Genomic DNA, 461 nt, shown 5'->3' with positions numbered 1-461 from the left:
AGGCAGATCAGCGACTACATCGGGGAGGCTTCTCCGGTGTTATCTGGCGCGTGAGCCTCGGCGCCATTGCCCAGCGCCCGCACCTGCGATTGCAGGGCCATGCGGTCCAGCGCTTCAGGCTTAAGCGCCAACAGCAATCCGAGACGGTGCTGGAGCTGGTGAAGCGTGCTCAGGAACGCCTTATGGACCTGATCAGCACTGCCCTGCACTGCGGCCGGGTCGGGGATGCCCCAGTGGGCGGTAGCCGGGTGGCCTGGCCACACGGGACACGCTTCACCCGCGGCACGATCGCACACCGTTACGATGAGATCCATCTGCGGTGCTTCCGGACCTGCGAATGCATCCCACGGCTTGCTCGACAGCCCGGCAACGTCGAAGCCAATCTCCGAGAGCACCTGCAGGGCCACCGGATGAACTACGCCCTTGGGATGACTGCCCGCACTGTAAGCGCGGATACGTTC

Annotated in this window: 1 protein-coding gene; it reads right to left on the bottom strand. The window is 64.6% G+C overall.

Translation table 11 applies throughout. The annotated features are described in order from the left end of the window. Window positions 1-14 precede the first annotated feature (14 nt). Window positions 15-461: arsenate reductase ArsC (locus AC2A1N_RS09075; protein ID WP_484372065.1), on the bottom strand; the 447-nt coding region annotated here is incomplete at its 5' end.

It is taken from the genome of Stenotrophomonas maltophilia group sp. SKK55 (assembly GCF_057179845.1).
Note: the sequence above shows the minus strand (reverse complement) of the source record. Positions and strands in the feature narration are given on the sequence as shown.